We start from the raw sequence: 7,604 nt of genomic DNA, 5'->3' as shown, positions 1-7,604 counted from the left end.
TCGAAGGCGGTGCCATCGGTGATTTGCGCGACCACACCTGCACTCTAAGGGCAACCGCGGCCGCAGATGCAGCAGAGCTCAGACCCCACTGTGACGTAAATCACAGTGGAACGTGTGGCAATACGGGCACGAATCATTTGGGGAATGCGTTCGACGCTGGTACAAACCTCTGCTGCAAGGTAAGGGAGGGGACACAGACGATGGCTACCGACTACGACGCCCCGCGGCGATCCGAAGCTGACGAGGTTTCCGAGGACTCGCTGGAAGAGCTCAAGGCGCGGCGCAACGAGGCGCAATCGGCCGTGGTGGATGTCGACGAATCGGAAACCGCCGAGTCGTTCGAGTTGCCCGGCGCAGACCTGTCCGGCGAAGAGCTGTCGGTGCGGGTGGTGCCGAAGCAGGCCGACGAGTTCACTTGCTCCAGCTGCTTTCTGGTGCATCACCGGAGCCGGCTGGCCAGTGAGAAGAACGGCGTGATGATCTGCACCGACTGCGCGGCCTGACAGCGGCTCAGCCGCTCAAGCCGGATTCGCGGCCCCGCCGCTGCAGTTTGATTCGCGGCTCAGCCGCTCACGCTGTATTCGCGGCCCCGCCGCTGCAGTTTGATTCGCGGCTCAGCCGCTCACGCTGTATTCGCGGCTCCGCCGCTCACGCTGTATTCGCGGCTCCGCCGCGGAGCGCCGCCAGGACCCGATCCGGACGCCGCGAACTGATCAACCAGTACGGCGTGGGGTCATCCGGATCGTCGAGGACGACCAGCACCAACGGGCCGATCCAGGCCCGGTGCACGACATAAGCGGCCGGATCGAGTTGACGCCCCAGCGCCGCCGATTTCGCCGACCGCGGCACCTCGGCGGTGCGCGAGACGACATCGGTCGGCAGATGCGCGTCACCGATCCACAACTCGGTGTCCCCGCCGGGGTGGCCCACCACCTTCAGCTCGGTCTTGCTGAACCACATCAGCACCGCCGCCGCCACGCCGAACAGCAGCACGTAGGGCAGCCATGCCGGAATGGCCGGCGCCGCCAGGCCGATCTCGAACGCAATCACCGCTGCCAGCACGGCAGCGGGCAGCGACCACCACCACGGCACCCACAAACGCTCGCGATAGTGAACGCTTTGGGTGGTTGCACGCGTGTCTGACACGCGGCTCAGAGTAATCTGTGACGTCGTGTCCACCTCTCTGGCGGTCGTCCGATTGGACCGCGAACTCCCGATGCCCAGCCGGGCGCACGATGGTGATGCGGGCGTAGACCTCTACAGCGCGCAGGATGTCGAACTGGCCCCCGGTCAGCGGGCGCTGGTACCCACCGGGATCGCCGTTGCCATCCCGCACGGCATGGTTGGGCTGGTCCATCCGCGGTCGGGATTGGCTGCCCGCGTGGGCCTTTCGATCGTCAACAGCCCGGGCACCATCGACGCCGGCTACCGCGGCGAGATCAAGATCTCGCTGATCAACCTCGACCCCGACACGCCGATCGTGGTCAACCGCGGTGACCGGATTGCCCAGCTGTTGGTTCAGCGGGTAGAACTGCCCGAGTTGGTTGAGGTGACCTCGTTCGACGAGGCCGGCCTGGCCGACACCACCCGTGGCGACGGCGGCCACGGCTCCTCCGGCGGACATGCGAGTTTGTGATGGCATTCGGAAAACACAAGAGCAACGCTTCGGCTGAAGACGCCGCTGACCGGCAGGAAGGTCAGCCGGTGGCTGATCCGTCCGCCTCGGCGGACGTCACCGACGACATCGATCAGGGGCCGTTCGACGTCGAGGACTTCGACGATCCGGCGGTTGCCGTGCAGGGTCGCCTCGACCTCGGCTCGGTACTGATCCCCATGCCCGACGGCGGGCAGGTCCAGGTCGAGCTCAACGAGGCCGGGGCACCCAGCGCGGTATGGGTGGTGACGCCCAACGGACGTTTCACCATCGCGGCCTACGCCGCGCCCAAGAGTGCGGGCCTGTGGCGTGAGGTGGCCGGTGAGCTCGCCGACTCGCTGCGCAAGGACGCGACCTCGGTCAGCATCCAGGACGGCCCGTGGGGACGCGAGGTCGTCGGCGTGGGCAACGGTGGCGTGGTGCGCTTCATCGGCGTCGACGGATACCGCTGGATGGTGCGCTGCGTGGTCAACGGTTCGCCGGAAACCATCGACGCGCTGGCCGACGAGGCTCGGACGTCGTTGGCCGACAGTGTGATTCGTCGGGGTGACACGCCGCTCCCGGTGCGCACGCCGCTGGCGGTGCAGCTGCCCGAGCCGATGGCGGCCCAACTGCGCGCCGCAGCACAACAGGCGGCGATGCAGCAAGCTGCCCAGCAGATGGCCGCCGCTCAGCCGCAGCCGTCGGAGCAGCCGCCGGCCGAACCGGCCGCGCGGCGCAGCGTCCAGGGATCGGCGATGCAGCAGCTTCGCACCATCACCGGCGGATAACCGGCGGAAAGCAGCTCCCTCAGCCGGCGACGGGCGCGTCGACCGCGTCCTGCAACGCCGCGACACAGGCGGCACCCAGCGCGCCGGTGTCGAGGCCCATCTGTTCGAGCGTGACGGAGCGCAAGGCTGCCTGCGGCGCTGCGGCCACCCACTCGTAGCCGACTTCGGCCGGATGCACAGGATCGTCGGTGGCCACCGCGACACCCATCGGCACCTTGAGCAGTTCGAGTTCGGCGCAGTCCGGCGCGCGGTAGCCGGCCGCTTCCTCCATCGCCGCGGGCAGCGTCGGCCACTGGCCCACCCAGGACCGGGCCAGCTCGTCGGCCAGCCACGGCATGCTGGCGGCCCGCATCTGTGTGATCGCGGACGCCAGGCCGTCCCGACGCAACAGATCGGCTGACTGCCGGGCCAGCAGGGCGGCCGGGGCGTGCTGGGACGAACCCGTCCACGGCGGCAGGGCGGCCAGCAGCGCCACTGTCCGAGTGGGATGGTCGAGTGCCCATCTGGCCGCGACCACTGCGCCGATCGACACGCCGCCGACCGCGATCGGGCCCGAGCGCGCCGCGTCGTCGAGTGCGTGCAGATAGCCCTCGATGAGCCGCTCCGGCGTCGGCGGCGGCGTCACCACAAGCGCGTCGAGGTCGTGCAGTGCCCCGGAAAACGCCCGGTAGACATAGTTGTCGTCGGACCCGGTCCCAGGCAGCAGAACGGTTGGGACACCACGCAGAATGACGCTCATCACATGATCGTGCCTGCCCCGTCAAATCGTCGGCGCGCCGACCCGTACCCCACGTGGCATTCGTCGAACAAGAGGTCTACCGTGGCGTTGGTTGGGCGGATTCACAGTGGATCCGCAGAAGGTCAGGAGAGGCCATGGCTACGGCCGAAGGGTATCTGCGCCGGCTCACGCGACGCCTGACGGAAGACCCCGAACAGCTTGATGTCGAAGTGCTCAGCGATGAAGCCGCGAACACCGGCGCGCTGAAGGCGATCGACGTTCAGCGCGGCCAGGAAGTGACGATGGTCGGCACCCTGCGCAGCGTCGAATGTAACGGCAAGGGGTGTTCTGGCGGCATCAAAGCCGAACTGTTCGACGGCACCGACTCGGTGCTGCTGGTGTGGTTGGGGCAGCGCCGCATCCCGGGTATCGAATCCGGGTGCACGCTGCGGGTCCACGGCCGCGTCGGCAAGCTGGAGAACGGCACCAAAGCGATCTACAACCCACGCTACGAAATCCAGAAGTGAGCCAGGCCGAGAACACAGGCACCGAGAACACAGGCAACGCACCTCAACCCCCCGAGAGCGAGCCGGCGCTGACTCCTGCCCATGGCGGCGGACGGGCCGTGCTGGACCAGATGGGCGGGGTCAGCGGTCTCATCTATTCGTCGCTGCCCGTGGTGGTGTTCGTCCCGGTGTCCACGGCGTTCGGGCTCGGGCCCGCGATCGCCGCAGCGCTCGGTGTGGCGACCCTCATTTTGATCTGGCGGCTGATCCGCCGCGAATCCGCGCAGCCCGCGGTGTCGGGTTTCTTCGCCGTAGGCGTCAGCGCGCTCATCGCGTATCTGGTCGGGGAGTCGAAAGGGTACTTCCTGCTTGGCATTTGGACATCACTGCTGTGGGCCGTGGTGTTCGGGGTCTCGGTGCTGATCCGCCGCCCGGTGGTCGGCTACATCTGGGGCTGGGTGAACACCCACGACCGGGAGTGGCGCAGTGTGCGTGGGGCCGTGGTGGCCTTCGACATCGCCACGCTGACCTGGGTCGCGGTGTTCGGGTCACGGTTTTTGGTGCAGGAGTACCTCTATGACGCCGACGAGACCGGTTGGCTGGGTTTCGCTCGGATCGCGATGGGCTGGCCGCTGACCGCCGTCGCGGCACTGGTGACCTATCTGGCCATCCGGGCCGCACAGCGTGCGGTGCACGCCGCCGAGGCGGCACCCGGCGTCGACTCCGATTAACGCGGCGCCGGACGCAGCAGCAGCTCGCGCAGTTCGTCCTCGGACTCGGTGACCGCGACGAACAGCAGTTCATCGCCGCCCTCCAGCGGCTCGTCGGACTCGGGCACGATCACCCGGGCGCCGCGCAGGATGGTCACCAGCGCGGTGTCGCGGGGTAGATCGAGGCGCTTGACTGGTTTGCCGCCCCAAGGCGTGTCGTCGGGCAGCGTGATCTCGACCAGGTTGGCCTGCCCCTTGCGGAACTCCATCAACCGGACCAGATCACCGACCGCCACGGCCTCCTCGACCAGTGAGGCCAGCATGCGCGGCGTCGACACCGCCACGTCGACGCCCCAGTTCTCGTCGAACAGCCACTCGTTGCGCGGATCGTTGACCCGGGCGACCACCCGGGGCACCGCGAACTCGGTCTTGGCCAGCAGGCTGACCACGACGTTGGCCTTGTCGTCACCCGTCGCCGCGATCACCACGTCGAATTCCTCGAGCTTGATCGACTCCATCATGGTGAGCTCGCAGGCATCACCCAGCCGCCAGTGCGCGGCCGGGATGGCGTCCTCGTCGATGTGGTCGGGGTTGCGTTCGAGCAGGGTCACGTCGTGGTTGCTCTCCAGCAACTCGCGGGCGATGGAACGACCTACAGCCCCCGCTCCGGCGATGGCAACTTTCATCAGTGGGACTCCAAGTCCTCGCTCGGCGGCAGCGCCGCGATCGCCAGCGCCTCGGCGATGTGGCCCGACACCGCGGCGACGTACACCTGGTCGCCGGCTTGGATCACGGTCTTCGGCTCGGGTAGATAACCGCTGCCGAACCGGATCATGAAGGCGACCCGGCCGCCGGTCGATGCCTCCAGCTCGGTGACCAGATGCCCGGCCCAGTCCTGGTGCAACGGGAGTTCGGCCACGCCCACGTTGCCCGAGGGGTCGCGCCATTTTGTGGTCTCGGTCTCTCTGGTCAGCACGTTGAGCAGGCGATCGGTGGTCCACGGCACCGTGGCCACGGTCGGGATGCCCAGCCGTTCGTAGACCGCGGCGCGTTTGGCGTCGTAGATCCGGGCCACCACGCGCTCGACACCGAACGTCTCGCGGGCCACCCGCGCCGAGATGATGTTGGAGTTGTCACCGGAGGAGACGGCGGCGAACGCACCGGCCTCTTCGATTCCGGCGCGTAGCAGGACATCGCGGTCGAAACCCATACCGAGCACACGTTCCCCGGCGAACTCCGGCGAAAGCCGATGGAACGCGGCGCTGTCGCGGTCGATCACCGCAACCTCGTGGCCGATGCGGGCCAGGCTGTCCGCGAGGGACGCGCCCACTCGACCGCACCCCATGACGACTACACGCACCCGACGGTCCTTTCCGGTCGCAGAGAAGTGCTGTTGCTCTATCCGTGTCCTCGAACGCTACAGCTTTGTGACGACTTTTCGTGTTCGGGCTTAGTCTTGGCTCTCGTGTCCAAGCTTTCGACGGCAGCGCGCCGGTTGGTACTGGGGCGGCCGTTCCGCAGCGACAAGCTCTCGCACACCCTGTTGCCCAAGCGGATCGCCCTGCCGGTGTTCGCCTCCGATGCCCTGTCCTCGGTGGCCTACGCGCCCGAGGAAGTCTTCCTGGTGCTGTCGGTGGCCGGCCTGACGGCTTACTCGCTCACCCCGTGGATCGGGTTGGCGGTGGCCGCCGTCATGCTGATCGTGATCGCCAGCTACCGGCAGAACGTGCATGCCTACCCGTCCGGTGGTGGTGATTACGAGGTCGTCACCACCAACCTCGGGCCCACCGCCGGTCTGACGGTGGCCAGCGCACTCATGGTGGATTACGTGCTGACGGTGGCGGTCTCCATGTCGTCGGCGATGTCGAACATCGGCTCGGCGGTGCCGTTTGTGGCGCAGCACAAGGTGTTGTTCGCGGTGGTGGCGATCCTGTTGTTGGCCTCGATGAATCTGCGCGGGCTGCGAGAGTCCGGGACCGCGTTCGCGATTCCCACCTATGCGTTCATGGTCGGCATGTTCGTCATGTTGGGTTGGGGGTTGTTCCAGATCTATGTTCTGGGTCACCCCTTGCGTGCGGAATCCGCCGGCTTCGAGATGCATCCCGAACACGGCGAGGTGTTGGGCTTCGCGCTCGTGTTCCTGGTGGCGCGCGCGTTCTCGTCGGGTTCGGCGGCGCTGACCGGGGTCGAGGCGATCAGCAACGGGGTGCCGGCCTTCCGGAAACCCAAGTCGCGTAACGCGGCAACCACCCTGCTGCTGCTCGGCGTGATCTCGGTGACACTGCTGATGGGCATCATCCTGCTGGCCAAGGCCACCGGGGTGAAGATCGCCGAGCGTCCGCACGAGCAACTGATCGGTGCACCTGCCGATTACCACCAGAAGACCTTGATCGCCCAGCTCGCCGATGCGGTGTTCCACGATTTCCCGGTCGGTCTGTATCTGATCGCCGGGGTGACCGCGCTGATCCTGATGTTGGCGGCCAACACCGCGTTCAACGGGTTCCCGGTCCTCGGTTCGATTTTGGCGCAGGACCGCTACCTGCCGCGGCAGCTGCACACCCGCGGTGATCGGCTGGCGTTCTCCAACGGCATCCTGTTCCTGGCGCTTGCGGCCATGGCGTTCGTGGTCGCGTTCCGGGCCGAGGTGACTGCGCTGATCCAGCTCTACATCGTCGGGGTGTTCGTCTCGTTCACGCTCAGCCAGATCGGCATGGTGCGGCACTGGACCCGGTTGTTGCGCACCGAGACCGATCCGGCGGTGCGCCGGAAGATGATGCGGTCGCGCATCATCAACGCCGTCGGGCTCACCGCCACGGGCGCGGTGCTGGTGGTCGTGGTGGTGACGAAGTTCGCCGCCGGCGCGTGGATCGCGATCCTGGCGATGAGTGCGCTGTTCGTGATCATGAAGCTGATCCACAAGCACTACGACACCGTCGCCCGCGAGCTCGACGCGCAGGACGAGAGCGAGGGCGGCGACATCGTGTTGCCGAGCCGCAACCATGCGGTGGTCCTGGTGTCCAAACTGCATCTGCCCACCAAGCGCGCGCTGGCATATGCCCGGGCCACCCGGCCGGACGTGCTCGAGGCGATCACGGTGAGCGTGGACGACGCCGAGACCCGCGCCCTGGTGCACCAGTGGGAGGACAGCGACATCAGCGTGCCGCTGAAGGTGATCGCCTCGCCCTACCGCGAAATCACGCGCCCGGTACTCGATTACGTCAAACGGGTGACGAAGGAATCGCCGCG

The 7,604-nt window shown here is 67.2% G+C and carries 10 protein-coding genes; 6 read left to right on the top strand and 4 right to left on the bottom strand.

Annotation, left to right across the window (positions count from 1 at the left end):
* Window positions 1-200: 200 nt before the first annotated feature.
* Complete coding sequence (locus A5699_RS27180) at window positions 201-503, top strand: DUF4193 domain-containing protein (RefSeq protein ID WP_003880601.1); 303 nt, start codon at window positions 201-203, stop codon at window positions 501-503.
* A 145-nt stretch (window positions 504-648) separates the two neighbouring features.
* Here the strand turns inward: A5699_RS27180 and A5699_RS27175 are convergent, their stop codons facing one another.
* Window positions 649-1,146: a DUF3093 domain-containing protein gene (locus tag A5699_RS27175; protein WP_067776710.1), complete on the bottom strand. Its 498-nt coding sequence runs from the start codon at window positions 1,144-1,146 to the stop codon at window positions 649-651.
* Between the two features lie 25 nt (window positions 1,147-1,171).
* Here A5699_RS27175 and dut point away from each other — a divergent pair, with 25 nt between their 5' ends.
* Together dut and A5699_RS27165 are read left to right on the top strand one after the other, a co-directional pair.
* Entirely contained in the window at window positions 1,172-1,636 is a 465-nt protein-coding gene (gene dut, locus A5699_RS27170; RefSeq protein WP_067776704.1) for a dUTP diphosphatase, read from the top strand.
* Window positions 1,636-2,424, top strand: a complete 789-nt coding sequence (locus A5699_RS27165) for a DUF3710 domain-containing protein (protein ID WP_067776701.1) — start codon at window positions 1,636-1,638, stop codon at window positions 2,422-2,424. Before dut ends, A5699_RS27165 begins: the two co-directional genes overlap by 1 nt.
* Window positions 2,425-2,443: 19 nt before the next feature.
* Here A5699_RS27165 and A5699_RS27160 read toward each other — a convergent pair whose 3' ends face one another.
* Window positions 2,444-3,163 carry an alpha/beta fold hydrolase gene (locus A5699_RS27160; RefSeq protein WP_067776698.1) on the bottom strand — a complete coding sequence of 240 codons (720 nt, stop codon included), beginning with the start codon at window positions 3,161-3,163 and terminating at the stop codon, window positions 2,444-2,446.
* 134 nt (window positions 3,164-3,297) lie between these two features.
* Here A5699_RS27160 and A5699_RS27155 point away from each other — a divergent pair, with 134 nt between their 5' ends.
* Together A5699_RS27155 and A5699_RS27150 are read left to right on the top strand one after the other, a co-directional pair.
* Window positions 3,298-3,669, top strand: coding sequence for an OB-fold nucleic acid binding domain-containing protein (locus A5699_RS27155; RefSeq protein ID WP_067776695.1), 372 nt, complete (start codon window positions 3,298-3,300; stop codon window positions 3,667-3,669).
* A 110-nt stretch (window positions 3,670-3,779) separates the two neighbouring features.
* Entirely contained in the window at window positions 3,780-4,379 is a 600-nt protein-coding gene (locus tag A5699_RS27150) for a DUF3159 domain-containing protein (protein ID WP_157561478.1), read from the top strand.
* On the opposite strand, the gene A5699_RS27145 is transcribed toward A5699_RS27150, so the two are convergent.
* Window positions 4,376-5,044, bottom strand: a complete 669-nt coding sequence (locus tag A5699_RS27145; protein ID WP_067776689.1) for a TrkA family potassium uptake protein — start codon at window positions 5,042-5,044, stop codon at window positions 4,376-4,378. The genes A5699_RS27150 and A5699_RS27145 overlap by 4 nt on opposite strands.
* Window positions 5,044-5,718 carry a TrkA family potassium uptake protein gene (locus A5699_RS27140; protein WP_157561475.1) on the bottom strand — a complete coding sequence of 225 codons (675 nt, stop codon included), beginning with the start codon at window positions 5,716-5,718 and terminating at the stop codon, window positions 5,044-5,046. The genes A5699_RS27145 and A5699_RS27140 overlap by 1 nt, the downstream gene beginning before the upstream one ends.
* A gap of 105 nt (window positions 5,719-5,823) precedes the next feature.
* On the opposite strand from A5699_RS27140, the gene A5699_RS27135 reads away from it, so the two are divergent.
* The coding region (locus A5699_RS27135) for an APC family permease (protein WP_067776707.1) at window positions 5,824-7,604 on the top strand (1,781 nt) is incomplete at its 3' end.

The sequence above is a fragment of the Mycobacterium sp. E802 genome (assembly GCF_001666875.1).
Classification (GTDB): Bacteria; Actinomycetota; Actinomycetes; order Mycobacteriales; family Mycobacteriaceae; genus Mycobacterium.
This window is presented reverse-complemented; position numbering and strand designations above follow the sequence as displayed.